28 protein-coding genes are annotated in these 24,688 nt (G+C 58.7%); 14 read left to right on the top strand and 14 right to left on the bottom strand.

What is annotated here, in order from left to right; genetic code table 11:
* Positions 1–82: 82 nt before the first annotated feature.
* From cysN to EJA70_RS20930, 4 genes are all read right to left on the bottom strand, one after another.
* Positions 83–1,981: a sulfate adenylyltransferase subunit CysN gene (gene cysN / locus EJA70_RS20915; RefSeq protein WP_034154495.1), complete on the bottom strand. Its 1,899-nt coding sequence runs from the start codon at positions 1,979–1,981 to the stop codon at positions 83–85.
* 53 nt (positions 1,982–2,034) lie between these two features.
* Positions 2,035–2,376, bottom strand: coding sequence for a four helix bundle protein (locus EJA70_RS20920; protein ID WP_158833197.1), 342 nt, complete (start codon positions 2,374–2,376; stop codon positions 2,035–2,037).
* A gap of 104 nt (positions 2,377–2,480) precedes the next feature.
* Positions 2,481–3,398, bottom strand: a complete 918-nt coding sequence (gene cysD / locus EJA70_RS20925) for a sulfate adenylyltransferase subunit CysD (RefSeq protein WP_008085033.1) — start codon at positions 3,396–3,398, stop codon at positions 2,481–2,483.
* A 239-nt stretch (positions 3,399–3,637) separates the two neighbouring features.
* Complete coding sequence (locus EJA70_RS20930) at positions 3,638–4,396, bottom strand: Nif3-like dinuclear metal center hexameric protein (protein ID WP_158833199.1); 759 nt, start codon at positions 4,394–4,396, stop codon at positions 3,638–3,640.
* A 103-nt stretch (positions 4,397–4,499) separates the two neighbouring features.
* Between EJA70_RS20930 and algW the strand changes: the two genes are divergently transcribed.
* The 4 genes from algW (at position 4,500) to EJA70_RS20950 (ending at position 9,236) form a co-directional block, all read left to right on the top strand.
* Positions 4,500–5,660, top strand: coding sequence for a Do family serine endopeptidase AlgW (gene algW / locus EJA70_RS20935; protein ID WP_158833201.1), 1,161 nt, complete (start codon positions 4,500–4,502; stop codon positions 5,658–5,660).
* Between the two features lie 232 nt (positions 5,661–5,892).
* Positions 5,893–6,303 carry a hypothetical protein gene (locus tag EJA70_RS20940; RefSeq protein WP_158833203.1) on the top strand — a complete coding sequence of 137 codons (411 nt, stop codon included), beginning with the start codon at positions 5,893–5,895 and terminating at the stop codon, positions 6,301–6,303.
* A gap of 95 nt (positions 6,304–6,398) precedes the next feature.
* Positions 6,399–8,504 (top strand): TonB-dependent siderophore receptor, encoded by a 2,106-nt coding sequence (locus EJA70_RS20945; RefSeq protein WP_158833205.1) that lies wholly within the window; start codon positions 6,399–6,401, stop codon positions 8,502–8,504.
* Positions 8,505–8,516: 12 nt separating this feature from the next.
* Positions 8,517–9,236: a DUF4198 domain-containing protein gene (locus tag EJA70_RS20950; RefSeq protein ID WP_158833207.1), complete on the top strand. Its 720-nt coding sequence runs from the start codon at positions 8,517–8,519 to the stop codon at positions 9,234–9,236.
* Positions 9,237–9,355: 119 nt separating this feature from the next.
* Here EJA70_RS20950 and hisC read toward each other — a convergent pair whose 3' ends face one another.
* From hisC to EJA70_RS21000, 10 genes are all read right to left on the bottom strand, one after another.
* Positions 9,356–10,408 (bottom strand): histidinol-phosphate transaminase, encoded by a 1,053-nt coding sequence (gene hisC / locus EJA70_RS20955; RefSeq protein WP_158833209.1) that lies wholly within the window; start codon positions 10,406–10,408, stop codon positions 9,356–9,358.
* A 3-nt stretch (positions 10,409–10,411) separates the two neighbouring features.
* A complete protein-coding gene (hisD, locus tag EJA70_RS20960) occupies positions 10,412–11,749 on the bottom strand; it encodes a histidinol dehydrogenase (RefSeq protein WP_158833211.1) in 1,338 nt (445 codons plus the stop codon).
* Positions 11,750–11,874: 125 nt separating this feature from the next.
* Positions 11,875–12,510 carry an ATP phosphoribosyltransferase gene (gene hisG / locus EJA70_RS20965; protein WP_053117119.1) on the bottom strand — a complete coding sequence of 212 codons (636 nt, stop codon included), beginning with the start codon at positions 12,508–12,510 and terminating at the stop codon, positions 11,875–11,877.
* Between the two features lie 127 nt (positions 12,511–12,637).
* On the bottom strand, positions 12,638–13,903 hold the full coding sequence (murA, locus tag EJA70_RS20970; protein ID WP_008085049.1) for a UDP-N-acetylglucosamine 1-carboxyvinyltransferase: 1,266 nt from the start codon (positions 13,901–13,903) through the stop codon (positions 12,638–12,640).
* Between the two features lie 22 nt (positions 13,904–13,925).
* Positions 13,926–14,165 carry a BolA family protein gene (locus tag EJA70_RS20975; protein ID WP_008085051.1) on the bottom strand — a complete coding sequence of 80 codons (240 nt, stop codon included), beginning with the start codon at positions 14,163–14,165 and terminating at the stop codon, positions 13,926–13,928.
* A gap of 115 nt (positions 14,166–14,280) precedes the next feature.
* Positions 14,281–14,586: a lipid asymmetry maintenance protein MlaB gene (locus tag EJA70_RS20980; protein WP_045123231.1), complete on the bottom strand. Its 306-nt coding sequence runs from the start codon at positions 14,584–14,586 to the stop codon at positions 14,281–14,283.
* Positions 14,583–15,230: a phospholipid-binding protein MlaC gene (locus tag EJA70_RS20985; protein WP_008085055.1), complete on the bottom strand. Its 648-nt coding sequence runs from the start codon at positions 15,228–15,230 to the stop codon at positions 14,583–14,585. The genes EJA70_RS20980 and EJA70_RS20985 overlap by 4 nt, the downstream gene beginning before the upstream one ends.
* Positions 15,231–15,241: 11 nt before the next feature.
* On the bottom strand, positions 15,242–15,709 hold the full coding sequence (mlaD, locus tag EJA70_RS20990) for an outer membrane lipid asymmetry maintenance protein MlaD (RefSeq protein ID WP_007912400.1): 468 nt from the start codon (positions 15,707–15,709) through the stop codon (positions 15,242–15,244).
* Entirely contained in the window at positions 15,709–16,506 is a 798-nt protein-coding gene (mlaE, locus tag EJA70_RS20995) for a lipid asymmetry maintenance ABC transporter permease subunit MlaE (protein ID WP_003221704.1), read from the bottom strand. Before mlaE ends, mlaD begins: the two co-directional genes overlap by 1 nt.
* A complete protein-coding gene (locus tag EJA70_RS21000) occupies positions 16,506–17,315 on the bottom strand; it encodes an ATP-binding cassette domain-containing protein (RefSeq protein ID WP_008085058.1) in 810 nt (269 codons plus the stop codon). Before EJA70_RS21000 ends, mlaE begins: the two co-directional genes overlap by 1 nt.
* Positions 17,316–17,590: 275 nt before the next feature.
* On the opposite strand from EJA70_RS21000, the gene EJA70_RS21005 reads away from it, so the two are divergent.
* From EJA70_RS21005 to EJA70_RS21050, 10 genes are all read left to right on the top strand, one after another.
* Positions 17,591–18,565: a KpsF/GutQ family sugar-phosphate isomerase gene (locus tag EJA70_RS21005; RefSeq protein WP_008085060.1), complete on the top strand. Its 975-nt coding sequence runs from the start codon at positions 17,591–17,593 to the stop codon at positions 18,563–18,565.
* A complete protein-coding gene (locus tag EJA70_RS21010; RefSeq protein ID WP_122595145.1) occupies positions 18,566–19,090 on the top strand; it encodes an HAD family hydrolase in 525 nt (174 codons plus the stop codon). It begins immediately after the preceding gene.
* Positions 19,091–19,098: 8 nt separating this feature from the next.
* A complete protein-coding gene (gene lptC, locus EJA70_RS21015) occupies positions 19,099–19,671 on the top strand; it encodes an LPS export ABC transporter periplasmic protein LptC (RefSeq protein WP_008085064.1) in 573 nt (190 codons plus the stop codon).
* Positions 19,658–20,203 (top strand): lipopolysaccharide transport periplasmic protein LptA, encoded by a 546-nt coding sequence (gene lptA, locus EJA70_RS21020; RefSeq protein WP_008085067.1) that lies wholly within the window; start codon positions 19,658–19,660, stop codon positions 20,201–20,203. The genes lptC and lptA overlap by 14 nt, the downstream gene beginning before the upstream one ends.
* Positions 20,203–20,928, top strand: a complete 726-nt coding sequence (gene lptB, locus EJA70_RS21025; RefSeq protein WP_008085069.1) for an LPS export ABC transporter ATP-binding protein — start codon at positions 20,203–20,205, stop codon at positions 20,926–20,928. Before lptA ends, lptB begins: the two co-directional genes overlap by 1 nt.
* 187 nt (positions 20,929–21,115) lie before the next feature.
* Positions 21,116–22,606, top strand: coding sequence for an RNA polymerase factor sigma-54 (locus tag EJA70_RS21030; RefSeq protein WP_158833213.1), 1,491 nt, complete (start codon positions 21,116–21,118; stop codon positions 22,604–22,606).
* Positions 22,607–22,679: 73 nt separating this feature from the next.
* On the top strand, positions 22,680–22,988 hold the full coding sequence (gene hpf, locus EJA70_RS21035; RefSeq protein WP_008085073.1) for a ribosome hibernation-promoting factor, HPF/YfiA family: 309 nt from the start codon (positions 22,680–22,682) through the stop codon (positions 22,986–22,988).
* 11 nt (positions 22,989–22,999) lie between these two features.
* Positions 23,000–23,464, top strand: coding sequence for a PTS IIA-like nitrogen regulatory protein PtsN (gene ptsN, locus EJA70_RS21040; RefSeq protein WP_008085075.1), 465 nt, complete (start codon positions 23,000–23,002; stop codon positions 23,462–23,464).
* Between the two features lie 2 nt (positions 23,465–23,466).
* Complete coding sequence (gene rapZ / locus EJA70_RS21045; protein WP_158833215.1) at positions 23,467–24,324, top strand: RNase adapter RapZ; 858 nt, start codon at positions 23,467–23,469, stop codon at positions 24,322–24,324.
* 15 nt (positions 24,325–24,339) lie between these two features.
* Positions 24,340–24,615 carry an HPr family phosphocarrier protein gene (locus EJA70_RS21050; protein WP_150604414.1) on the top strand — a complete coding sequence of 92 codons (276 nt, stop codon included), beginning with the start codon at positions 24,340–24,342 and terminating at the stop codon, positions 24,613–24,615.
* Positions 24,616–24,688: the final 73 nt, after the last annotated feature.

Consider the following 24,688-nt stretch of genomic DNA (forward strand, 5'->3'; position numbering starts at 1 on the left):
CTTGCCAGCGATAGCAATATCAAGGCAACAAAAAACCCGCCGATGATCTCTCATCAGCGGGTTTTGTTTTTCAGGCTAACGCTTAGATCGCGCCACGCTGACGCAGCAGATCCAGCACTTGCTTGACGCTTTCTTCCACACTCAGCGTCTGCGTGTCGATCACCAGATCGGCATTCAGCGGCACGTCGTACGGGAAGGATTCGCCCGGGATGTTGTCGCCAGCGGCGGCATACAGACCTTGCGGATCACGCTCGGCGCAGACGGCCGGCGAGGCCTGTACGTAGACGGTCAGCAGGCGATCCTTGCCGATCAGGTCCTTGGCCTGTTCACGCCCTTCAGCGCTTGGTGCCACGAACGAGGCCAGGGTCAGCAGACCCGCTTCGTTGAACTGACGCGCCACGTGTGCGGCACGACGCCAGTTCTCGGTACGCCCGGCGCGATCCTGCGGCAGGCCTTTGTTCAAGTCCTGACGCAGGTTCTGGCCATCCAGCACAAACACCGCACGGCCCATGTCGAACAGCTTGCGCTCGACCGCATAGGCCAGCGTGCTCTTGCCCGCGCCCGACAGACCGCTGAACAGCACGGTCGCCGGTTGCTGGCCAAAGCGCTGAGCACGTTCTTCAGTCGCAACGTGCGCCAGTTTGCCGTGGTGCGTGGCAGTGCCATGCGTCACTGGCTGCGCGACGATCATGCCAGCGCCAACGGTGCCGTTGGTCAAACGGTCGATGATGATGAACGCGCCGGTGGTGCGGTTGCTTTCGTAACCGTCGAGGGCGATTGGCGCATCGAGCGCAATCTTCACCTTGCCGATTTCGTTGAGCTGCAACGCGCTCGCAGGGCCTTCTTCCAGGGTGTTCACGTCGACCTTGTTAACGATGCTGGCAATCGAGCCCGGCACGTAACTGGTAGCGCGTTTGATGTCGTATTTCTTGCCCGGCAGCATCGGCTCTTCAGCCATCCACACCAGCATCGCTTCGAAGCTGTCGGTGACCGGCGGCACGTTGTCGGCATGCACCAACAGGTCGCCACGGGAGATGTCGATTTCGTCTTCCATGGTCAGCGTCACTGCCTGACCTGGACCGGCGTGTTCCAGCTCACCTTCGAAAGTGACGATGGATTTCACCCGGCTGCTCTTGCCCGACGGCAGCACCACGACTTCGTCACCCTTGTGCACGATGCCACTGGCCAGCGTGCCGGCGAAACCACGGAAGTTCAGGTTCGGACGGTTGACGTACTGCACCGGGAAACGCAGATCGGTGAAGTTGCGGTCGCCCGCAACTTCTACGGTCTCGAGAATCTCCATCAGCGACTGGCCCTTGTACCAAGGCGAGCGCTCGGACTTGTTCACCACGTTGTCGCCCTTGAGGGCAGACATCGGCACGAAGTGCATGCTGGTCGGCTTCATCTTCAAGCCTTCGGCGAACTTCAGGTAGTCGGCCTTGATCGACTCGAACACGCCTTCATCGAAGTCTTTCAAGTCCATCTTGTTGATGGCGACAACGATGTGTTTGATCCCCAGCAGGGAGGCGATGAAGCTGTGACGACGGGTCTGGGTCTGCACGCCGTAACGCGCGTCGACGAGGATGATCGCCAGGTCACAGGTGGAGGCACCGGTGGCCATGTTGCGGGTGTACTGCTCATGGCCAGGCGTATCGGCGATGATGAATTTGCGTTTGGCCGTGGAGAAATAACGGTAAGCGACATCAATGGTGATGCCCTGCTCACGCTCGGCCTGCAGACCGTCGACCAGCAATGCCAGGTCGATGTCGTCACCGGTGGTGCCGACTTTCTTCGAATCGCGGGTAATCGCTTCGAGGTGATCTTCGTAGATCATTTTCGAGTCGTGCAGCAGGCGCCCGATCAGGGTGCTCTTGCCGTCATCGACGTTACCGCAAGTCAAAAAGCGCAGCAGCTCTTTACGTTCGTGCTGGCCCAGGTAGGCGAGGATGTCCTCGCTGATCAAATCAGATACGTGGCTCATTGCATTCAAGCTCCGAGCTGTAAGCTTCAAGCGGCAAGCTTGTCGGCGTACAGCTAGTCAGAAATTTTGTTGATCAACCCGCCCAGCATTCTAGAAAGCTCACGGGTTTCCATAATCCAATTTTCAGCCAGCGGTTCTGCGATGTAAGCGATATCTCGGCCTATCAGGATCTGGGTTCGCAACTCTCCGCAAGAAGCCTTCGCAATCCAAAGAAAGTGCACCTTTTCTTTGCAACTCCGACGCTCCATGCCTTCAGCAATATTGGAAGGCACTGACATTGCAGTGCGGGTGATCTGATCCTTGAATCCAAAATCCCCGCATCGCGCAAACTCTCTAAAAATCCCCACCGCCAAGCATTTGCTTCGCTGCCAAACAACCAGTTTCTCGAAATCCATTACGAGTCATCCGATTCCGGCTCGCAACAACCGGCCGCAAGCGCCAAACCGTAAAGTTACGCATAACGCCTTTAACTTGCAGCTTGCCGCTTGTAACTCGAAGCTTAAAAGTACCCCTGACGTTTTTTGTCTTCCATCGAGCCGGCGCCATCGTGGTCGATGACTCGGCCCTGGCGCTCGGAAGTTCGCGTCAGGAGCATTTCCTGGATGATGTCCGTCAGCGTTTCGGCTTCGGACTCCACGGCGCCCGTCAACGGGTAGCAGCCTAGGGTACGGAAACGCACTTTCTTTTTGACGATGCGCGCTTTGTCTTCGTCGGACAGGTGCTCGAGGATGCGCTCGTCGTCGATCATGATCAGCGTGCCGTTCTTCTCGATCACTTCGCGTTCGGCGGCGAAGTACAGCGGCACAATCGGGATGCCTTCGAGGTAGATGTACTGCCAGATATCCAGTTCGGTCCAGTTCGACAACGGGAACACACGGATGGATTCGCCCTTGTTGACCTTGCCGTTGTAGACGTTCCACAGCTCCGGACGCTGGTTTTTCGGGTCCCAGCGGTGCTTGCTGTCGCGGAACGAGTACACGCGCTCTTTGGCGCGGGATTTCTCTTCATCGCGACGGGCGCCGCCGAAGGCTGCGTCGAAACCATGCTTGTCGAGTGCCTGTTTCAAGCCCTCGGTTTTCATGATGTCGGTGTGCTTGGCGCTGCCGTGGGTGAACGGGTTGATGTTCTGCGCCACGCCATCGGGGTTGATGTGGGTGATCAGGTCCAGGCCCAGTTCTTCGACCATCTTGTCGCGGAACTTGTACATCTCCTGGAATTTCCAGCGGGTGTCGACGTGCATCACCGGAAACGGCAGCTTGCCCGGGAAGAACGCCTTGCGTGCCAGATGCAGCATCACGGCGGAGTCTTTACCGATGGAGTACAGCATCACCGGGTTATCGAACTCGGCGGCCACCTCGCGGATGATGTGGATGCTTTCCGCCTCCAGCTGTTTCAGATGCGTCAGTTTGTCGACCATGGCTACTCACGAAAACTTTCTTATGAACGGCCAGCGGGCCGTGTTCGAGCGGGGAATCCTAGCACAGCGGCCTTCTTCTAATCAGGACGCGGGCTAGAACGAAAGGGCATATGAATATGCCTCACAGTTCGGCCAACCCGCCCCTGTAGGAGCTGCCGAAGGCTGCGATCCTTTGATCTTGTTTTTAAACACCAGATCAAAAGATCGCAGCCTTCGGCAGCTCCTACAGGGGGGGCAAGTCAAATTGGATTGGGGATATCGATGAAGATGTGTTCGAGGGCGAAGCGTTTTGCCAGGTATTCACCGAGTGCCTGCACGCCGTAGCGTTCGGTGGCGTGGTGGCCGGCGGCGATGAAGCTGATGTCGTTTTCGCGAGCACTGTGGAAAGTCTGCTCGGACGCCTCGCCACTGAGGAATAAATCGACGCCCGCCGCGACGCCATGATCGATATAACCCTGGCCACCGCCGGTGCACCAGCCGACCCGCCGAATCATCGGGCTGCCCTCGATCACCAGCGGCTCACGGCCCATGACGTCCTGCACCTTGCGGGCGAAATCGCGTGCGGTCATCGGCTCCTTCAGGGAGCCGACCAGGCCGACGATTTTCAAGTTATCCGGATCCAGCGGCCCTTCGACGGTGATGTCCAACTGACGAGCGAGCTGCACGTTATTGCCGACCTCCGGGTGCAGATCAAGCGGCAAGTGGTAGGCGAGCAGACTGATATCGTGCTTAAGCAAGGTTTTCAATCGACGCTGTTTCATGCCGGTGATGCACGGGTTTTCGCCCTTCCAGAAGTAACCATGATGCACCAGCACCAGATCGGCCCCGGCTTCAACGGCAGCGTCCAGCAAGGCCTGGCTGGCGGTCACGCCGCTGACAATGCGCATCACCTGCGGCTGACCTTCGACCTGCAAACCGTTGGGGCAATAATCGGCAATTTTCGCACTGCCAAGGTAACGGTCGGCTTCTTCGACGAGGGTGCTGAGGGCAACGGCCATGAAAGACTCCTAAATATCCCGTTCCGAGGCACGCGCGGCCTCGTATAATGCGCGACATTATGGGCGGTCTGACCCCGCCTGCAACTTTTCCAGGACGTGCTTAATGTTCAAGGCGCTGCGTTTTATGGGCTGGCCGTTGTTGGCCGGTGTGCTTATCGCTCTGTTGATTATTCAGCGTTACCCGCAGTGGGTCGGGCTGCCGAGCCTCGACGTCAACCTGCAACAGGCCCCGCAAACCACCAGCGTGCAGCAGGGGCCGGTGTCCTATGCCGATGCGGTGACCATCGCGGCGCCCTCGGTGGTCAACCTGTACACCACCAAAGTCATCAATAAACCGGCGCATCCGTTGTTTGAGGATCCGCAGTTCCGCCGTTTCTTCGGGGACAACTCGCCCAAGCAGAAACGCATGGAATCAAGCCTCGGCTCCGGCGTGATCATGAGCCCGGAAGGCTACATTCTGACCAACAACCACGTGACCAGCGGCGCCGACCAAATTGTCGTCGCCTTGAAGGACGGTCGCGAAACCCTCGCCCGGGTGATCGGCAGCGACCCGGAAACCGATCTGGCCGTCCTCAAGATCGACCTGAAAAGCCTGCCAGCCATCACCGTCGGTCGCTCCGACAACATCCGCATCGGCGACGTCGCGCTGGCCATCGGTAACCCGTTCGGCGTCGGCCAGACCGTGACCATGGGCATCATCAGCGCCACCGGGCGTAACCAGTTGGGCCTGAACAACTACGAGGACTTCATCCAGACCGACGCGGCGATCAACCCGGGCAACTCCGGTGGTGCGCTGGTCGATGCCAACGGCAACCTGACGGGCATCAACACGGCGATTTTCTCCAAGTCTGGCGGCTCGCAGGGCATCGGTTTTGCCATCCCGGTGAAACTGGCGATGGAAGTGATGAAGTCGATCATCGAGCACGGTCAGGTGATCCGTGGCTGGCTGGGCATTGAAGTGCAGCCACTGACCCAGGAACTGGCCGAGTCGTTTGGCCTGTCCGGGCGCCCGGGGATTGTCGTCGCGGGGATCTTCCGCGACGGCCCGGCACAGAAGGCCGGCCTGCAATTGGGTGACGTGATTTTGAGTATTGATGGCGAACCGGCGGGTGATGGTCGTCGCTCGATGAACCAGGTCGCGCGGATCAAACCGACTGACAAGGTGACGATTCAGGTGATGCGTAACGGCAAGGAGCTGAAGCTCTCGGCTGAAATCGGCCTGCGTCCGCCGCCGACGCCGGTGCAGGAAAAAGAAGAGAATTAAAAAGTAACCTGCCCCACCGCCCGTGACGGCAACTGCCGCTGCTGGAAGAACGCGATGTATTTCATACATCGCGTTTTTTTTGCCCGTCAGAACGTCAATCGCTGAAACCTGCAGCGATAGCCCTAATAGCCAATAAAACTAAAAAACTGTCATATCCGACAGTGTCGCCGACAGCCCCTTGAGTTTTACGCTGATGCCGTCAAAACCAAATAATCAAAACATGAGGCTGAAAATGGACATTCGAGAAGCAACGAAAGGCTTGAAGCGTAAGGGGTCAGGTTTTATTACGGTTAAACAAAATGGCGGAAAGGAGCACAAGTTCACCTCCGTTGATCTGCACGATTTCGGTAATGACAAGGGAGGTCTAATGGTAGGGGGCGATTATGAAACCTATCACATGATCGATTTTGGTTACCCGGCTCGCTCTACGGACGGAAGCCATAAGGCACATTACAAGAAGGACTTTTCCGATCCTTATATGACGTGGAGTTACAGCGATCGGGAGGGGATGACGCATGTTGCGGATAAGGGAGAACTGAACGTGACCTTCTCGAATTATCTCAACGCGGCGAAAGGCTCCTACAGTTTCGAGACGAAGGAAGGTACGAAGTTCGAGGGTACGTTCGACCTGAAAGCCGGTTGAAGTCTCGCCTCGCTGCCATGCCAGCGGAGTGAATAAGAGACTTTCTCAAAAGGCATGTTATATTGTTTCAATTACGCCAATTGGAACAACATAACATGTCGTCTCGAACAAAGGCCTCCCTGCTCGGCCTGAGCCTCGGTTTGCTGGTTGATCCAGCCTTTGCCGAAGAACCCACCGCCCTCGAACTCGACGCCATCAGCGTCGTCTCCGACTACGAATCGCCGACCGGCCCGATAAAGGGTTACCGCGCCACGCGTTCGTCCAGTGCGACCAAAACCGACACGGCAATCCGCGATATCCCGCAGGCGATCAGCGTGGTGCCCGCCAGCGTGCTCAAGGATCTGGGCAGTACCAGCGTCGAGCGCGCATTGGATTTTGCCGGCGGCGTGTCGAAACAAAACAACTTCGGCGGCCTGACACTGTACGAATACAGCGTGCGCGGCTTCACCACCTCGGAGTTCTACAAGGACGGTTTCAGCGCCAATCGCGGTTATCCGAGCACGCCGGATGCGGCCAACATCGAGCGCATTGAGGTGCTCAAAGGCCCGGCGGCCAGCCTGTACGGTCGAGGCGATCCGGGCGGCACGGTGAACATCGTCACCAAGAAACCGCAGCCCGAAGCCTTTACCACGCTGCAAACCAGAGCCGGCAGTTGGGATCGCTATCGCACTGCGCTGGACGTCAACACGCCGCTGGATGATCAGGGCGATGTGCTCTCGCGGATCAACCTCGCGGTCGAAGACAACAACAGTTTTCGCGATCACGTCGACAGCAAGCGCGTGTTCGTCGCCCCTTCGATCAGTTGGCAATTGAACCCGGACACGTCGCTGCTGGTGGAAAGTGAAATCGTCCGTCACAGCTCCACGTTCGATCGCGGCATCGTCGCGCCGAACAACACATGGAGTGGCGTCTCGCGCTCGACCTTCCTCGGCGAACCCAACGACGGCAACATCGATAACCACAACAACCTGCTGCAAGCGACCCTCGAGCATCACCTCAACGACAGCTGGAAGTTGCGCCTGGCCAGTCATTACAAGGACGGCAAACTCTGGGGTTTCGCCTCGGAAGCCCGTGCGCTGAACGCCGACGGCCACACCGTCAACCGCCGCTATCGCGAGCGCGACACCAACTGGCACGACAGCATCACCCAGCTTGAGCTGCGTGGCCTGTTCGACCTTGGCCCTTGGCAGCACGAACTGCTGATCGGCACCGAGTACGAGAACTTCCGCAAGAACGAGCGCGTCACCACGATTGCTGGCGGCCCCTACGCGATCGACATCTACAACCCGATCTACGGCCAGCCGAAACCCAATGGTGCACGCTCGGGCACGGATACGTTCGAACACGTCGAAAGTCATGCGCTGAACCTGCAGGATCAAATCATCTTCACTGACAAACTGCGCGGGATGATCGGCGCGCGCTTTGAACATTTCGATCAACACATCGACGATCACAGCCGCAACGCCACCAGCGACCAACGGCATGACGCCCTCACCCAACGCGCCGGCCTGCTCTATCAACTGACGCCGCAAACCGGTCTGTTCGCCAACGCCTCGACCTCGTTCAAACCGAACAATGGCCTCGACGCCTCCGGCAAATCTTTCGACCCGGAAGAAGGCGTCGGCTACGAAGTCGGCATCAAGAACGAGCTGTTCGACGAACGCCTGAGCAGCACCCTCGCCTTTTTCCACATCGACAAGGAAAACGTTCTCGCCCTCGATCCGGGCACCGACACCAGCCGTGCAATGGGCAAGGCGCGCAGTCGCGGTTTCGATTGGCAGGTCACCGGACAAGTCACCGACGCCGTGCGGGTGATCGGCGCCTTCGCCTGGATCGACGCCGAAGTCACTCAGGGTGACGCGGTGATTCCCACCGGCAGCCGCATCCTCGGCGTGGCCAAACGCAGCGGCAGTCTGCTCGGGGTTTATGAATTTCAGGATGGCCGTTTGCGCGGCTCTGACGTCGGCGCGGCGTTCACTTATGTCGGCGACCGTTCCGGTGAATCCGGCAGCGATTTTGAATTGCCGGCCTATCACACCGTCGATCTGCTGGCCCACTACAAGTCCAGCGACAACGTCACCGTCGGCCTGAACCTGAACAACCTCTTCGACGAAAAGTATTACGAGCGCTCGTACAGCAACTATTGGGTTAACCCCGGCGAGCCGCGCAATTTCACCGTCAGCCTGACACTCAATCTGTAAAAGGACGTCACCATGCAATACGGCAAAACCCTCGTGCTCATCGCCGCGCTGTTCGCCGGCCAGGTTTCGGCTCATGGCCTGTGGACCGAACAACGGCGCGGCAATATCGAAGTGATCTACGGCCATGGCGCCGAGGATAATGCGTTCAAGGCGCAGAAAATCAGCGGCGCCTGGGCCTACGATGCGGGCGGCAAGATGATTCCGGTGAGCGTTGAACGACTCGCCGATCACGCACGTTTGCAGCCGCTGAAGTCGCCTGCGGTGTTGGCCGTGGCGCTGAATAACGGCATGTGGTCGCAGACTGCCGACAAAAAGTGGGTCAACGAAGGCCGCAGCAAAGTACCGGGCGCTATTGAGGCAACCGAGACATTCAAATACAGCCTGGCGATTTACCAGCCGGGGGCGAAGTTGCCGAAGCTTGATCAGATCAAGTTGTTGATTTTGCCGGAGGTCGATCCGCTGACCGTGGGACCGGGAAAATCGTTGCCGGTGCGGGTGTTGCTCGATGGCAAACCGGCGGCCGGGGTGAAGTTGATTGGCGACTATCGCAGTGCGCCGAACACCCTGAGCACCGAGACCGACAAGGATGGCCGCGCGCGGGTGCTGGTGCGAAATGAAGGGTTGAATGTGATTGCGGCGCAGGTTGAGGTGCCGGTCAAGGACAGTGCTGATGTGAACAGTCGTGGCTTGTTCAGCTCACTGACCTTCCTTGGCGAACCGCATCACGAGTAATCACCACAAATCCCCTGTAGGAGTGAGCCTGCTCGCGATTGCGGTGTGTCATTCAACTCACATGTTGAATGCTGAAACGCATCGCGAGCAGGCTCACTCCTACAGGGTGCAGCGGTGGTTTAAAGCTCGCCCAGGCCGTCGATCAGCGCCTGATTCTGCTCCGGCGTGCCAATCGAGATCCGCAGAAACTGCGCAATCCGCTCCTGCTTGAAGTGACGCACAATCACGCCCTGCTCGCGCAATTTCGCCGCCAGCCCCGCCGCATCATGCTGCGGATGCCGGGCGAAGATGAAGTTCGCCGCCGACGGCAGCACTTCAAAACCCTTGGCCTGCAACTGCGCGATCACCCACTCGCGGCTCTCGATCACCAGACGGCAGGTCTTGTCGAAATACTCGCGATCTTCGAACGCGGCAGCAGCACCGACAATCGCCAGACGATCCAGCGGATAAGAGTTGAAGCTGTTCTTGATTCGCTCCAGCGCCTCGATCAAGTCCGGATGCCCGACCGCCAGACCCACGCGCAAACCGGCCAGCGAGCGCGATTTGGACAGGGTCTGCGTCACCAGCAGGTTCGGATAACGATCGACCAGACTGATCGCCGTCTCGCCGCCGAAGTCGATATACGCCTCATCCACCACCACGACTGAATCCGGGCTGGCCTTGAGGATTTGTTCAACCGCGTCCAGCGCCAGCAGGCACCCGGTCGGGGCGTTCGGGTTAGGGAAAATAATCCCGCCGTTCGGCTTGGCGTAGTCGGCCGGGTCGATCTGGAACTGTGCGTCCAGCGGCACCGCATCAAACTTGATGCCGTACAACCCGCAGTAAACCGGATAGAAGCTGTAGCTGATGTCCGGGAACAGCAACGGCTGATCATGCTGCAACAAACCGTGGAAAATGTGCGCGAGCACTTCGTCCGAACCGTTACCGAGAAACACTTGATTGCTCTGTACGCCGTAGTAGTTGGCGACTGCAGTTTTCAGCAGATCGCTGTTCGGATCGGGGTACAAGCGCAGGTTGTCATTCAGCTCGACCTGCATGGCCGCCAAGGCTTTTGGCGATGGGCCGTACGGGTTTTCGTTGGTGTTGAGCTTGACCAGTTTGGTCAGCTTCGGCTGTTCGCCCGGCACGTATGGCACCAGATCCTTGACGAACGGGCTCCAGAATTTACTCATGCTTTATTCCCCCTGCCCTTGAAGAAAGTCTGCGTCTTTGATGCGGTATTCGGCGCTGCGCGCGTGAGCGCTCAGCGATTCGCCACGGGCCAGCACGGAGGCAGTTTTACCCAGCTCGGAGGCACCGGCCTCGGAGCAGAAGATGATCGACGAACGTTTCTGGAAGTCATACACGCCCAGCGGCGACGAAAACCGCGCGGTGCCGGAGGTCGGCAATACGTGGTTCGGGCCCGCGCAGTAGTCGCCCAGCGCTTCGGAAGTGTGACGGCCCATAAAGATCGCGCCGGCGTGGCGGATCTGCGGCAGCCAGGCTTGCGGATCAGCAACCGACAATTCCAGGTGCTCAGGGGCGATGCGGTTGGCGACTTCGATGGCTTGGGCCATGTCCTTCACGTGAATCAACGCACCACGGCCATTGATCGAGGTTTCGATGATGGTCGCGCGATCCATGGTCGGCAGCAGTTTGTCGATGCTGGCGGCGACCTTGTCGAGGAACTCGGCGTCCGGGCTGACCAGAATCGCCTGCGCGTCTTCGTCGTGCTCGGCTTGCGAGAACAGATCCATGGCGATCCAGTCCGGATCGGTCTGGCCGTCGCACACCACGAGGATTTCCGAAGGGCCGGCGATCATGTCGATGCCAACCTGACCGAACACGTGGCGCTTGGCCGTGGCGACATAAATGTTGCCCGGGCCAACCACTTTGTCGACTTTCGGCACGCTTTCGGTGCCATAAGCCAAGGCAGCAACGGCTTGCGCGCCGCCGATGGTGAACACGCGGTCGACGCCAGCGATGCACGCAGCCGCCAACACCAACTCGTTGATTTCACCGCGCGGGGTCGGCACGACCATGACCACTTCGGTCACGCCGGCGACTTTGGCCGGAATCGCGTTCATCAATACCGACGAAGGATACGACGCCTTGCCGCCCGGCACATACAGACCGGCGCGATCCAGGGGCGTGACCTTCTGGCCCAGCACGGTGCCGTCAGCCTCGGTGTAGCTCCAGGAATCCTGCTTCTGTTTTTCGTGGTAGCTGCGCACACGGGCGGCGGCTTTTTCCAGTGCTTCGCGCTGCGGCACGGTGATGCGCGTCAGCGCCAGTTCCAGGCGCTCGCGCGGCAGGATCAGGTCAGCCATCGAAGCGACTTCGAGGCCGTCGAACTTCTGGGTGAACTCGACCAGCGCCGCGTCACCGCGTTCGCGCACAGCCTTGATGATGTCCAGCACCCGCTGATTGACCGAGTCGTCAGACACACTTTCCCAGCTCAGCAGATGATCCAGATGATGCGCGAAATCCGGGTCAGCAGCGTTGAGTCGGCGAATTGCAGTCGTTGCGGTCATAGCGAGAGCCTCATAGGAATGGCAAAAAACTCAGGCGCCCGAAACTATCATTCGATCCGCTTAGGCACCTGAGAATTCTGGCTATGAGGCGGATAGACGGCGCGACCTGGGGTCGCGCAGGTAAATCAGCCGCGGTGTCGAGACTCCACTGCGTTGCGCAGGGTGTCGATCAACGCCTGGATTCGGGCGTGTTGCATTTTCATCGAAGCCTTGTTGACCACCAGGCGCGAGCTGATCGTGGCGATCAGTTCCTGAGGCTCCAGGCCGTTGGCGCGCAAAGTGTTGCCGGTGTCGACCACGTCGATGATCTTGTCCGCCAGACCGATCAGCGGCGCCAGTTCCATCGAGCCATAGAGCTTGATGATGTCGACCTGACGGCCCTGCTCAGCGTAGTAACGCTTGGCAACGTTGACGAACTTGGTCGCCACGCGCAGACGGCCCTTGGGCTCTGGCGCACCGATCTTGCCGGCGGTCATCAGCTTGCACTGGGCGATCTGCAGGTCCAGTGGCTCATAGAGACCCTGGCCGGTGTATTCCATCAGCACGTCTTTACCAGCGACGCCGAGGTCGGCCGCGCCATGCTCGACATAGGTCGGCACGTCAGTGGCGCGCACGATCAGCAGACGTACGTCTGGCTGAGTCGTAGGAATAATCAGCTTGCGGCTCTTGTCCGGATTCTCGGTCGGCACGATGCCCGCTTCAGCAAGAAGCGGCAGGGTGTCGTCAAGGATGCGGCCCTTGGACAGTGCGATGGTCAACATGGGAAACGTCAGTCCTTATCAAGGTACTCATGTCCGGTCGCAATCGGCGCCGGACACACATCGAGCCGGAAACCGGCTCGACTCAAAACGAATTCAACGGACACGTCCCTGTGTCCACATGCAGCTGTTAGCCCGGTACGCGACGGATCTTGGCGCCCAGCATCTGCAGTTTTTCTTCGATGCACTCGTAACCACGGTCGATGTGGTAGATGCGGTCGATCAGCGTGTCACCTTCGGCAACCAGTGCCGAGATCACCAGGCTGGCCGAAGCTCGCAGGTCGGTGGCCATGACTGGCGCGCCTTTCAGGACTTCAGTACCGGTGACGATGGCAGTGTTGCCTTCGACCTGGATCTTGGCGCCCATGCGGTGCAGTTCGTACACGTGCATGAAACGGTTTTCGAAGATCGTCTCGATCACCGCACCGGTGCCTTCGGCAATGGCGTTGAGCGAGATGAACTGCGCCTGCATGTCAGTCGGGAAAGCCGGGTACGGCGCGGTGCGCACGTTCACTGCCTTCGGACGCTTGCCGTGCATGTTCAGCTCGATCCAGTCTTCACCGCAGGTGATTTCTGCGCCGGCTTCACGGAGTTTTTCCAGAACGGCTTCGAGGATGGTCGGATCGGTGTCCTTGACCTTGACGCGGCCACCGGTCACGGCAGCAGCCACCAGGTAGGTGCCGGTTTCAATACGGTCAGGCATGACTTTGTAGAAGCACGAACCCAGACGCTCGACGCCATCAATGGTGATGGTGTCGGTGCCGGCGCCGGAAACCTTGGCGCCCATGGCGTTGAGGAAGTTCGCCAGGTCAACCACTTCAGGCTCGCGGGCGGCGTTCTGCAGCACGCTGCGGCCCTTGGCCAGAGCAGCGGCCATCATGATGTTCTCGGTACCGGTCACACTGACGGTATCGAAGAAGAAGCTTGCACCGCGCAGGCCACCTTCAGGCGCCTTGGCCTTGATGTAGCCGCCTTCGACGTCGATCACCGCGCCCATGGCTTCGAGACCACGGATGTGCAGGTCGACCGGACGCGAACCGATGGCGCAACCGCCAGGCAGTGCAACTTCGGCTTCACCGAAACGGGCAACCATCGGGCCCAGTACCAGGATCGACGCACGCATGGTTTTCACCAGTTCGTACGGGGCGATCAAGGTCTTGATGGTGCGCGGGTCGATTTCGACGCTGAGTTTCTCGTCGATCACCGGCTCAATGCCCATGCGACCGAACAGCTCGATCATGGTAGTGATGTCGTGCAGGTGCGGCAGGTTGCCAACGGTCACCGGGCCATCACACAGCAGGGTGGCAGCCAGGATCGGCAGGGCAGAGTTCTTTGCCCCGGAAATGCGGATCTCGCCATCAAGGCGAGCGCCACCGGTAATAATCAATTTATCCATAAGAATCTCGACGCCCTTAGGCTCAGGTGCGCTCGGCCCAGGCCGCGCTGCTGAAAAATTTCATAGTGACCGCATGGATGCTGCCATCGGTGATCCATGGGTTCAAATGGGCATAGACCTGCTGCTGACGCTTCACCGGGCTCAACGCCGCCAGTTCATCGCTAATCACGTTCAGCTGGAAATTGCAGCCTTCGCCCTCAACTTCTACCAACGTTCCGGGCAGCTTTCCTTCAAGGAAGCTCTTCACTTCTACGGCCTGCATGCTCAACCTCAATCGGCGCCCTGTGCGCACGGGTCGGACATCATACAAAAAAGCCCCGCGCCTGCGAACCCCGCATGGCAGGACTCTGACGGGGGGCTTCTTTATAGATGTGGGTTCAGGGGTGCGCCAACAGTTCGGTCAATTCACTGACCTGAGCAATTTCGCGCATGTCTTCGGGCATTGCGCGGATGCTGACAGCCTTGCCGGCCGCCTTGGCATCGCGCATGAAGCACAGCAGCAACGACAAGCCGACGCTACTGGACTTCTTCACCGCCGAGCAATCGATCACCAGCGATGCCGCTTTACTGGACTTGATCAGTGCCTGGCCTTCCTTGCGCAAGTCAGGGCCGGTGCGGTAATCCAGCACTCCGCTGAGCAGAAGCTCGTCGACATCACTCATACGAACTGCGGCCTCACTCATTGTGCTGGGTTCTTTTCGGTGGATTCCTTGGCCTTGGCCACTTCACCGGCCCAACCATTGATGGTCTTGTCCAGGTCGTTGCCATTACGCTGCATCGCGTCGGCGAACTGATCACGGAACAGCTTGCCGATGTTGATGCCGTTGATGATCACGTTGCGCAGTTTCCACTCGCCATTGATCTTCTCCAGCGTGTACTGCACAGGATAGATCGCGCCGTTGCTGCCCTTGACGGTCATGTTGACGCTGGTGCGATCACCCGACTCGTCCTTCGCCGGATCAACGGTAATGCCCTGGTTGTTGTACTCGAGCAAGGCGTTGCCGTAGAACTGGAACAGGCCTTTCTTGAAGTTTTCCTGGAAGGTCTGCATCTGCGCCGGCGTGGCCTTGCGCGAATACTTGACCGTCATGATGCTCTTGGAAATGCCTTCGGCGTCCACCACCGGCCCGACGATGCTGTTGAGCGCCGCGTAGAAATCAGTCGGATCCTGCTTGTATTTCTCTTTGTTGGCCGCCAGATCGGCCAGCAACCGGTTGGTTGTGTCCTGAACCAGATCGTGTGCCGAAGTCGCAGCCGCCACGGCGTTACCCATCAACGGCAAGGCCGCCAACAGCACCAACAGGCTGCGTCGCAAGATAGAGATCATTCAAAAGCTCCTCATTTGGCGTCTTTGCTAACGGTATTGAGCAGGAATTTACCGATCAGGTCTTCCAGTACCAGAGACGACTGCGTGTCGTGGATGGTTCCGCCATCCTTCAGCGGTTTGTCTTCCCCACCGACGCTGATACCGATGTACTTCTCGCCCAGCAGACCAGCGGTCAGGATAGACGCTGTGGAGTCGGTTGGCAGGTTGTCGACCTTTTTATCCACTTGCAGGGTGACCCGACCGGTGAAGCTGTCGCGATCCAGATCGATCGCCGTGACCTTGCCGATGGTCACACCGGCCATGGTCACTTTGGCTCTGACCGTCAAACCGGCGATATTGTCGAAGTAGGCATAAAGTTTATAGGTGTCAGTGGTCGACGTCGGAGACAGGCCACTGACCCGCAACGCAAGCAGCAACAAAGCCAGGATCCCTGCCAGCAGGAACAGGCCGACACCGATTTCCAGGGTGCGGTTTTGCATCAGAAATCTCCAAACATCAAAGCGGTCAGAATAAAGTCCAGGCCGAGCACTGCCAGCGAGGCAAACACCACGGTCTTGGTGGTGGCACGACTGATTCCCTCGGAAGTGGGCTCACAGTCATAGCCTTGGAATACGGCGATCCAGGTGACGACGAAGGCGAAAACGATGCTTTTGATGACACCGTTAAGCACATCACTGGTGAAGTTCACGCTGTTCTGCATGTTCGCCCAGTAGGAGCCTTCATACACGCCCAGCCAGTCGACAGCTACCCACGAACCGCCCCAGATGCCTACCACGCTGAAAATCATCGCCAGCACCGGCAGGGAAATGAAACCGGCCCACAGGCGCGGGGCAATGATGTACTTGAGCGGGTCGACACCGATCATTTCCAGGCTGGAAAGCTGTTCAGTCGACTTCATGTTGCCGATTTCGGCGGTCAGCGCCGAACCGGCACGCCCGGCGAACAGCAACGCCGTCACCACCGGCCCCAGTTCACGCAGCAAGGTCAGGGCCACCATCTGCCCTACCGCCTGCTCCGAACCGTAGCTCGACAGAATGCTGAAACCCTGCAACGCCAGGACCATGCCGATGAAAATGCCGGAGACGACAATAATCACCAGCGACATCACGCCGACCGAATGCAGTTGCTTGACCAGCAGGCCGAAGCCACCGCTGATGCCACCACGCCCCAGCAAGGCATGAAACAGGAACAGCGTGGCCCGACCGAACACCGCAACGGCATCGATCGCCGCTTCGCCAAACCGGCGAACGCGTTCTATTAATGAAATTCTGCGCATCAGCGCTTCCCCAGAAGATCTGCGCGGTAATCCGTCGCTGGAAAATGGTACGGCACCGGGCCATCGGGATTGCCGGTCATGAACTGACGGATACGCGGCTCGTCCGAGTTCATCAGTTCATCCGGTGTGCCCTGCCCCAACACCTGACCATCACCGACGACATAAATGTAGTCGGCAATGCTCGCGGTTTCGGCCAGATCGTGGGAGACCACGATACTGGTGATCCCCAGCGCATCGTTGAGCAGACGGATCAGGCGCACCAGCACGCCCATGGCGATCGGGTCCTGGCCGACGAACGGTTCGTCGTACATGAGAATCTGCGGATCGAGCGCAATCGCCCGGGCCAGCGCGACACGACGTTTCATGCCGCCGGACAGTTCGTCAGGCATCAATTCGATGGCGCCACGCAGACCGACTGCCTGCAATTTGAGCAGGACGATGTCGCGGATCATTTCTTCCGGCAATTGGGTATGAACGCGCAGGGGGAAAGCGACGTTCTCGAAGACATCGAGATCGGTGAACAGCGCGCCGCTCTGAAACAGCACACCCATGTGCTTGCGCGCATCGAACAGATCGCTGCGCGACAGCTTCGGCAGGTTCTGACCGTTGACCCAGACTTCGCCGCTGGTGGGACGCAACTGCGCGCCCATCAACCGCAGCAGCGTGGTCTTGCCACACCCGGAAGGCCCCATGATGCCGGTGACCTTGCCGCGCGGGATGCGAATATCGACGTTATTGAAAATGCTGCGCGCACCGCGCTTGAAGGAGACTCCCTTCAGCTCGACCGCGTAGGCGTTATCGGCACTCATCTAAACTCCTTGCGATGCAGCCTCTCACTCGGACGCCAGGCTTTCTTGGGAAAGCACATACATCCCGGGCAGGCCGAACTGGCGGCGAACTATATCACTGCAACCGCCAAGCGCCCAAGGCTTGTGCCGGCGCATGTTCAGTGATTTGACAGGCCCGCAGCAGGTTTTCGAAGCATTTGGTAACGAGGAATGACAAAGCGCGACGATCTTGCGTGAGGCTTTGCAACATAACCGCTATAATCGCCGCCTTTTCATCGGGCTATACGATTTCTGACATGAGCCAATCCAGCGACCTGATTCAATCGGCACAACGCACCATCCAACTCGAAGTGGAAGCCGTACAAGGCTTGTTGCCCCATATCGACGCCGATTTCGTCCGTGCTTGCGAGATGATTCTGGCCAGCAAAGGCCGTGTGGTCGTGGTCGGCATGGGCAAATCCGGGCACGTCGGCAACAAGATTGCCGCGACCCTGGCCAGCACCGGCACCCCGGCTTTTTTCGTTCACCCGGCCGAAGCCAGTCATGGCGACATGGGCATGATCACCCGCGACGACGTGATCCTGGCCCTCTCCAACTCTGGCTCGACCAACGAAATCGTCACCCTGCTGCCACTGATCAAGCGCCTGGGCATCCAGCTGATCAGCGTCACCGGTAACCCGCAATCGCCGCTGGCCAAGGCAGCCGAAGTCAATCTCAACGTTCACGTCGAGCATGAGGCTTGCCCGTTGAATCTGGCACCGACCTCGTCGACCACCGCAGCCCTGGTCATGGGCGATGCCCTGGCCGTGGCATTGCTCGAAGCGCGTGGTTTCACCGCTGAAGATTTCGCGTTTTCGCATCCGGGCGGGGCCCTCGGCCGCCGCCTGTTGCTGAAAGTTGAAAACGTCATGCACGCCGGGCAAGAGCTGCCGCAGGTGCAGCGCGGTACCCTTTTGAAGGACGCGTTGATGGAAATGACCCGCAAGGGCCTGGGCATGACGGCGATCCTTGAAGCCGACGGCAAACTGGCCGGGATCTTTACCGACGGCGATTTGCGCCGCACCCTTGATCGCAGCATCGATATCCGCAGCGCCACCATCGACCAGGTAATGACGGCCCACGGCAAGACCGCCCGGCCCGAGATGCTTGCCGCCGAGGCCCTGAAAATCATGGAAGACCACCGAATCAACGCACTGGTAGTTGTCGACGAGGACGATCGCCCGATTGGCGCCTTCAACCTTTCCGATCTGCTGCGCGCAGGAGTCATGTAAATGAGCAACGATCTGCTGCAACGCGGCAAAGCGATCAAACTGGCGGTGTTCGACGTCGACGGGGTCCTCACCGACGGGCGCCTGTATTTCCTCGAAGACGGCAGCGAATTCAAGACCTTCAACACCCTTGATGGCCAAGGCATCAAGATGCTGATGAATGCGGGCGTACAAACTGCCATTATCAGCGGCCGCAAGACACCGGTGGTTGAGCGTCGGGCGAAAAACCTGGGTATCCCGCATCTTTTTCAGGGGCGCGAAGACAAATTGGTCGTTCTCGACGGTCTACTTGAACAACTGGGCCTAAGCTATGAACAGGTCGCCTACCTCGGTGACGACCTGCCTGACCTGCCGGTGATCCGCCGCGTGGGCCTGGGGATGGCGGTCGCCAACGCTGCCGATTTCGTCCGCGAACACGCCCATGGCGTAACCCGCGCCCGTGGCGGCGAAGGCGCCGCCCGCGAATTCTGCGAATTGATCCTGCGTGCGCAGGGCAGCCTTGATGCCGCCAATGCCGCGTACTTGTGAGTCAAACCATGTTTAGCAAAAAATTTCGCAACTTCCTGCTGTTCGGTTGCATCGCGGCGCTTTTCGCCGCGGTCGGCTACTGGAACATCAGCCCGGAACGCTTCCTCGACAAGCCGCAGGTCACGTCGACCGAAAGCCCGATCGACTGGTATGCAACCAACACACACACCCTGCAATACCTGCCGGACGGCAAAGTGCAATATGAAATGACGTCCGAGAAAGCCGAGCACGTCAAGGCGACCGACATCACGCTGGTCACCAAACCTGATCTGAACATGTACCGCGGCACGGATTTCCCGTGGCACGTGACCAGTGAACGCGGCGAAGTGAACTCGGGTGGCACCCAGGTTGAATTGATCGACTCGGTGCGCATCAAGCGCACCGACGAAAAGAAGCGCGATCTGCTGGTCACCTCCACTCGCATGACGGTGTTCCCGCAGGAGCAATATGCGCAGACCGAGCAACCCGTTAGAATCGACGGCGCTGGCGGTGTATCGACTGGCGTTGGAATGAAAGCGTATCTGAAGGACAGCAGGATACACCTGCTATCGAACGTAAGAGGACAGTATGAGGCTCGTTAAAACCCTCCCTATTTTGCTCAGTCTGGGCGCAGCACTGGGAAGCGTGAGCGCCTGGGCTCTGCCGAACGATCAAGAGCAGCCAATCCGCATTCAGGCCGACGATGCCCAACTGGACGACAAGAACGGCGTTGCTACCTATAAAGGTGACGTGATCATCACCCAGGGTTCGATGAAGGTCACCGGCAATACCGTGACCATCACCCGTACCCCGACCGGTGATATCGACGTGGTGACCTCGGTCGGCAACCTCGCCTACTTCGAACAGCTGCAGACCGCTGGCGACACCAAGCCTGTACAGGGCTGGGGCGTGACGATCCAGTACCACGCCGCGCAAAACCGCGTTGTGCTGATCGACAAGGCCAAGGTTGTCGACAAAGACAACAACACCACTCAGGGCGAGAAGATCGTCTATGACACGGTGAAAAAACTTGCCAGCGCCGGTCGCGCTACCGGCAGCAAGGTCACCGAGGCGCGTCCGCGCATCGACATGGTGATCCAGCCGAAGAAGAAAACCGAAGAGAAAACCCAGTAATGGCAACTCTGAAAGCTCAGCACCTGGCCAAGGCCTATAAAAGCCGCCAGGTCGTGCGTGACGTCAGCCTGTCGATCGACAGCGGCCAGATCGTCGGCCTGCTCGGCCCCAACGGCGCCGGCAAGACCACGTGCTTCTACATGATCGTCGGCCTGGTGCAGGCCGATCAGGGCCGCGTACTGATCGATGATCTGGACGTCAGCCACCAGCCGATGCACGGTCGTGCCAAGGCTGGTATCGGCTATCTGCCGCAAGAAGCGTCGATCTTCCGCAAACTGTCGGTCGCCGACAACATCATGGCCATCCTCGAAACCCGTCAGGAACTCGACAAGGCCGGTCGTCGCAAGGAGCTGGAAAGCCTGCTGCAGGAATTCCACATCAGCCACATCCGCGACAACCTCGGCATGAGCCTGTCGGGTGGTGAACGCCGCCGCGTGGAAATTGCCCGCGCGCTGGCCACCGCGCCGAAATTCATCCTGCTCGACGAACCGTTTGCCGGTGTCGACCCGATCTCGGTCGGCGATATCAAGCAGATCATCCACCATCTCAAGGCCAAGGGCATCGGTGTACTGATCACCGACCATAACGTGCGTGAGACGCTGGATATCTGCGAAACCGCGTACATCGTCAACGACGGTCAACTGATCGCCGAAGGTGACGCCGAAACCATCCTGGCCAACGATCTGGTCAAGGAAGTGTATCTGGGTCACGAGTTCCGCCTGTAAGCGCTACAGCATCCTGGTGATTCGCGAGGGTGCTGTATCGATGAAGCAGCTTTTTATACGCTTTAATTGTTACAGCGCTCTAGGCAAACACTTCAGTTTCAGGCATATAATTTGCTTAAGTTTGGCGCTTCGGCGCCCTGTAGTGGATGGCGCATAGCGCCGGCGAATAAGGTGTTAAGCCCCTGCCATGAAACCATCGCTAGTCTTGAGAATGGGCCAGCAGCTGACGATGACACCGCAGCTGCAACAGGCCATCCGTCTGCTCCAATTGTCGACCCTGGATCTGCAACAGGAAATCCAGGAGGCGCTGGAATCCAATCCGATGCTCGAACGCCAGGAAGAAGGCGAAGACTTCGACAATTCCGACCCCTTGGCCGACAACGCTGAACAGAAGCCCACCGAGATCCAGGAACCTTCCTACCAGGAAACCGCGCCGACCGTCGACAACCTCGAAGACGGCGATTGGAGCGAACGCATTCCCAACGAATTGCCGGTCGACACCGCTTGGGAAGATGTCTATCAGACCAGCGCCAGCAGCCTGCCCAGCAGCGACGATGACGAGTGGGATTTCACCACCCGCACCTCCGTTGGCGAAAGCCTGCAAAGCCACCTGTTGTGGCAACTGAACCTCGCCCCGATGTCCGACACCGATCGCCTGATCGCCGTGACCCTGATCGATTGCATCAACAATCAGGGCTATCTGGACGAAACCCTCGAAGAAATCCTCGAAGCGTTCGATCCGGAACTGGACATCGAGCTGGACGAGATTGAAGCCGTCCTGCACCGCATCCAGCAATTCGAACCGGCCGGTATCGGTGCGCGCAACCTTGGCGAATGCCTGTTGCTGCAATTGCGCCAGTTGTCGGCCAAGACGCCATGGCTGGCAGAAGCCAAGCGTCTGGTCACGGACTACATCGACCTGCTTGGCAGCCGCGATTACAGCCAGTTGATGCGCCGCATGAAACTCAAGGAAGACGAGTTGCGCCAGGTCATCGAGCTGGTGCAGAGCCTCAATCCGCGTCCGGGTTCGCAGATCGAATCCACTGAGGCCGAGTACGTTGTACCTGACGTGATCGTGCGCAAGGACAACGAGCGCTGGCTGGTCGAGCTGAATCAGGAATCGGTGCCACGCCTGCGCGTCAATGCGCAATACGCCGGATTCGTCCGTCGCGCCGACACCAGCGCCGACAACACCTTCATGCGCAATCAGTTGCAGGAAGCGCGCTGGTTCATCAAGAGCCTGCAGAGCCGCAATGAAACCCTGATGAAAGTTGCCACCCAGATCGTCGAGCATCAGCGCGGTTTTCTGGAGTACGGCGACGAAGCCATGAAACCGCTGGTCTTGCACGACATTGCCGAAGCGGTGGGCATGCATGAATCAACGATTTCCCGGGTGACCACACAGAAATTCATGCATACCCCGCGCGGTATTTATGAGCTGAAATACTTTTTCTCAAGCCATGTCAGCACCTCCGAAGGCGGCGAATGCTCGTCCACGGCGATTCGCGCGATCATCAAAAAACTGGTTGCCGCGGAAAATCAGAAAAAGCCGTTGAGTGACAGCAAGATCGCTGGTTTACTGGAGGCACAAGGCATTCAGGTGGCTCGCCGCACCGTCGCCAAGTACCGCGAATCCTTAGGGATCGCGCCTTCGAGCGAACGCAAGCGGTTGATGTAAGCCACGTTACAGCGTTCCAGTGGCAGGCTATCCAGCCTGCCGCTTTATGCACTGGCAACGAAGGAGAAGCTGTATGCAAGTCAACATCAGTGGACACCAACTGGAAGTGACCCAACCTCTGCGTTCCTATATCGAGGAAAAACTCCAACGACTGGAGCGCCATTTCGACAAGATCACCAACGTGCAGGTCACGATGTGCGTCGAAAAGCTGAAGCAGAAAATCGAAGCCACCTTGCATATACCCGGCAGCGAAGTGGTCGCCAACGCGGAACATACCGATATGTACGCGGCGATCGACGCCTTGACCGACAAGCTGGATAAACAACTCAAAAAGCATAAGGAAAAGACCCAGAGCCTGCTCCAGGGCGCGACCGGTCGATAACCCCCCACCCCATGATCCGACTTGAAAGTATCCTGACCCCCGGCCGTTCCCTCGTGAACGTGCCGGGCGGCAGTAAAAAGAAAGCCCTCGAACAAATTGCCAACCTGATCGCCCGCGAAGTGCCGGATCTGGAGATGCAAGATGTCTTCGAGGCTCTGATTGCCCGTGAAAAACTCGGTTCTACCGGTTTTGGCAACGGCATCGCCATTCCTCACTGCCGCCTCAAAGGCTGCGAAACGCCCATCAGTGCGTTGATGCACCTTCAAGCCCCCATCGATTTCGACGCCATTGACGGCGCGCCGGTTGACCTGCTGTTTGTCTTGCTGGTCCCGGAAGCCGCTACCGATGCGCACCTGGAGTTGCTGCGTCAGATCGCCAGCATGCTCGACCGCAAGGACGTGCGTGACAAATTGCGCAGCGCCGCGAGCAACGAAGCCTTGTACCAGGTCGTTCTGGACGAGCAAAACGGGCAGTAATCATGCGCTTGATCATCGTCAGCGGCCGTTCCGGCTCGGGTAAAAGTACCGCCCTTGATGTCCTTGAGGACAACGGTTACTACTGCATCGACAATCTGCCGGCAGGCTTGCTGCCAGAGCTGGCCGAGCGCGCATTGATCCATACGGAGCTTGCGCAACCGCTGGTTGCCGTGTCGATTGACGCGCGCAACCTGCCGAGCCACCTGAGCCGCTTTCCCGAACTGCTGGAAGATGCCCGCAGCAAGCATATTCAATGTGATGTGCTTTATCTTGATGCCGATGAAGAAACCCTGCTCAAGCGTTTCTCCGAAACTCGCCGCCGCCACCCGCTGAGCAATGCCAACCGGTCGCTGGCCGAAGCGATTCACGATGAAACTGCCCTGCTCGGCCCGATCGCCGATCTCGCCGACCTGAAGATCAACACCACCAATCTGAACCTGTACCAGTTGCGCGACACTATCAAGCTGCGCTTGCTGAATCAGCCGGAGCCGGGCACGGCATTTCTGGTCGAGTCATTCGGTTTCAAGCGCGGCATGCCGGTGGATGCGGACCTGGTGTTCGACGTACGCTGCCTGCCCAACCCGTACTGGAAGCCGGAGCTGCGCGAGCAGTCCGGTCTCGATGCCCCCGTGGCCGAGTACCTGGAGGCGCAGCCTGAGGTTGAAGAAATGTTCCAGGACATCTTCACCTACCTGCACAAGTGGCTGCCACGTTTTGCCGCGAGCAACCGTGCCTACGTGACCATTGCCATTGGCTGCACCGGCGGGCATCACCGCTCCGTCTACCTGACTGAACGCCTGGGTCAGGCCCTGCAGAAAACCCTGAAGAACGTCCAGGTTCGCCACCGCGACCTCACTTAAAGGATTCACACCGCGATGCCTGCTCTGGAAATCGAAATCATCAACAAACTGGGCCTGCATGCCCGCGCATCGGCCAAGTTTGTTGGAGTGGCCGGGCAGTATCCGGATTGCACGATCAGAGTGGGTCGCACGCCTGAGACCACGGTTGACGGCAAAAGCATCATGGCGATGATGATGCTGGCGGCTGGCAAGGGCACCAAAATCTATCTGAGTACTGAAGGGCATCAGGAACAGGAAGCACTGGATGCGTTGGTGACGTTGATCAACAACTACTTCGATGAAGGTGGCTGACAGCCAACATCAAAAGATCGCAGCCTGCGGCAGCTCCTACAGTGAACGCATTCCAATGTAGGAGCTGCCGCAG

The organism is Pseudomonas sp. PB103, from assembly GCF_009764635.1.
Taxonomy (GTDB): Bacteria; Pseudomonadota; Gammaproteobacteria; order Pseudomonadales; family Pseudomonadaceae; genus Aquipseudomonas.

Coding starts and splice junctions, on each gene's coding strand:
- EJA70_RS21030 (WP_158833213.1), top strand. CDS start 21,116: ATGAAACCATCGCTAGTCTTGAGAATGGGCCAGCAGCTGACGATGACA.
- lptA (WP_008085067.1), top strand. CDS start 19,658: ATGAGGCTCGTTAAAACCCTCCCTATTTTGCTCAGTCTGGGCGCAGCA.
- EJA70_RS20945 (WP_158833205.1), top strand. CDS start 6,399: ATGTCGTCTCGAACAAAGGCCTCCCTGCTCGGCCTGAGCCTCGGTTTG.
- EJA70_RS21000 (WP_008085058.1), bottom strand. CDS start 17,315: ATGAGTGCCGATAACGCCTACGCGGTCGAGCTGAAGGGAGTCTCCTTC.
- hpf (WP_008085073.1), top strand. CDS start 22,680: ATGCAAGTCAACATCAGTGGACACCAACTGGAAGTGACCCAACCTCTG.
- EJA70_RS21005 (WP_008085060.1), top strand. CDS start 17,591: ATGAGCCAATCCAGCGACCTGATTCAATCGGCACAACGCACCATCCAA.
- algW (WP_158833201.1), top strand. CDS start 4,500: ATGTTCAAGGCGCTGCGTTTTATGGGCTGGCCGTTGTTGGCCGGTGTG.
- cysD (WP_008085033.1), bottom strand. CDS start 3,398: ATGGTCGACAAACTGACGCATCTGAAACAGCTGGAGGCGGAAAGCATC.
- EJA70_RS20920 (WP_158833197.1), bottom strand. CDS start 2,376: ATGGATTTCGAGAAACTGGTTGTTTGGCAGCGAAGCAAATGCTTGGCG.
- cysN (WP_034154495.1), bottom strand. CDS start 1,981: ATGAGCCACGTATCTGATTTGATCAGCGAGGACATCCTCGCCTACCTG.
- EJA70_RS20985 (WP_008085055.1), bottom strand. CDS start 15,230: ATGATCTCTATCTTGCGACGCAGCCTGTTGGTGCTGTTGGCGGCCTTG.
- mlaD (WP_007912400.1), bottom strand. CDS start 15,709: ATGCAAAACCGCACCCTGGAAATCGGTGTCGGCCTGTTCCTGCTGGCA.
- hisC (WP_158833209.1), bottom strand. CDS start 10,408: ATGAGTAAATTCTGGAGCCCGTTCGTCAAGGATCTGGTGCCATACGTG.
- EJA70_RS20940 (WP_158833203.1), top strand. CDS start 5,893: ATGGACATTCGAGAAGCAACGAAAGGCTTGAAGCGTAAGGGGTCAGGT.
- EJA70_RS20980 (WP_045123231.1), bottom strand. CDS start 14,586: ATGAGTGAGGCCGCAGTTCGTATGAGTGATGTCGACGAGCTTCTGCTC.
- hisD (WP_158833211.1), bottom strand. CDS start 11,749: ATGACCGCAACGACTGCAATTCGCCGACTCAACGCTGCTGACCCGGAT.
- hisG (WP_053117119.1), bottom strand. CDS start 12,510: ATGTTGACCATCGCACTGTCCAAGGGCCGCATCCTTGACGACACCCTG.
- mlaE (WP_003221704.1), bottom strand. CDS start 16,506: ATGCGCAGAATTTCATTAATAGAACGCGTTCGCCGGTTTGGCGAAGCG.
- EJA70_RS20930 (WP_158833199.1), bottom strand. CDS start 4,396: ATGGCCGTTGCCCTCAGCACCCTCGTCGAAGAAGCCGACCGTTACCTT.
- rapZ (WP_158833215.1), top strand. CDS start 23,467: ATGCGCTTGATCATCGTCAGCGGCCGTTCCGGCTCGGGTAAAAGTACC.
- EJA70_RS20950 (WP_158833207.1), top strand. CDS start 8,517: ATGCAATACGGCAAAACCCTCGTGCTCATCGCCGCGCTGTTCGCCGGC.
- ptsN (WP_008085075.1), top strand. CDS start 23,000: ATGATCCGACTTGAAAGTATCCTGACCCCCGGCCGTTCCCTCGTGAAC.
- EJA70_RS21010 (WP_122595145.1), top strand. CDS start 18,566: ATGAGCAACGATCTGCTGCAACGCGGCAAAGCGATCAAACTGGCGGTG.
- lptB (WP_008085069.1), top strand. CDS start 20,203: ATGGCAACTCTGAAAGCTCAGCACCTGGCCAAGGCCTATAAAAGCCGC.
- lptC (WP_008085064.1), top strand. CDS start 19,099: ATGTTTAGCAAAAAATTTCGCAACTTCCTGCTGTTCGGTTGCATCGCG.
- EJA70_RS20975 (WP_008085051.1), bottom strand. CDS start 14,165: ATGCAGGCCGTAGAAGTGAAGAGCTTCCTTGAAGGAAAGCTGCCCGGA.
- EJA70_RS21050 (WP_150604414.1), top strand. CDS start 24,340: ATGCCTGCTCTGGAAATCGAAATCATCAACAAACTGGGCCTGCATGCC.
- murA (WP_008085049.1), bottom strand. CDS start 13,903: ATGGATAAATTGATTATTACCGGTGGCGCTCGCCTTGATGGCGAGATC.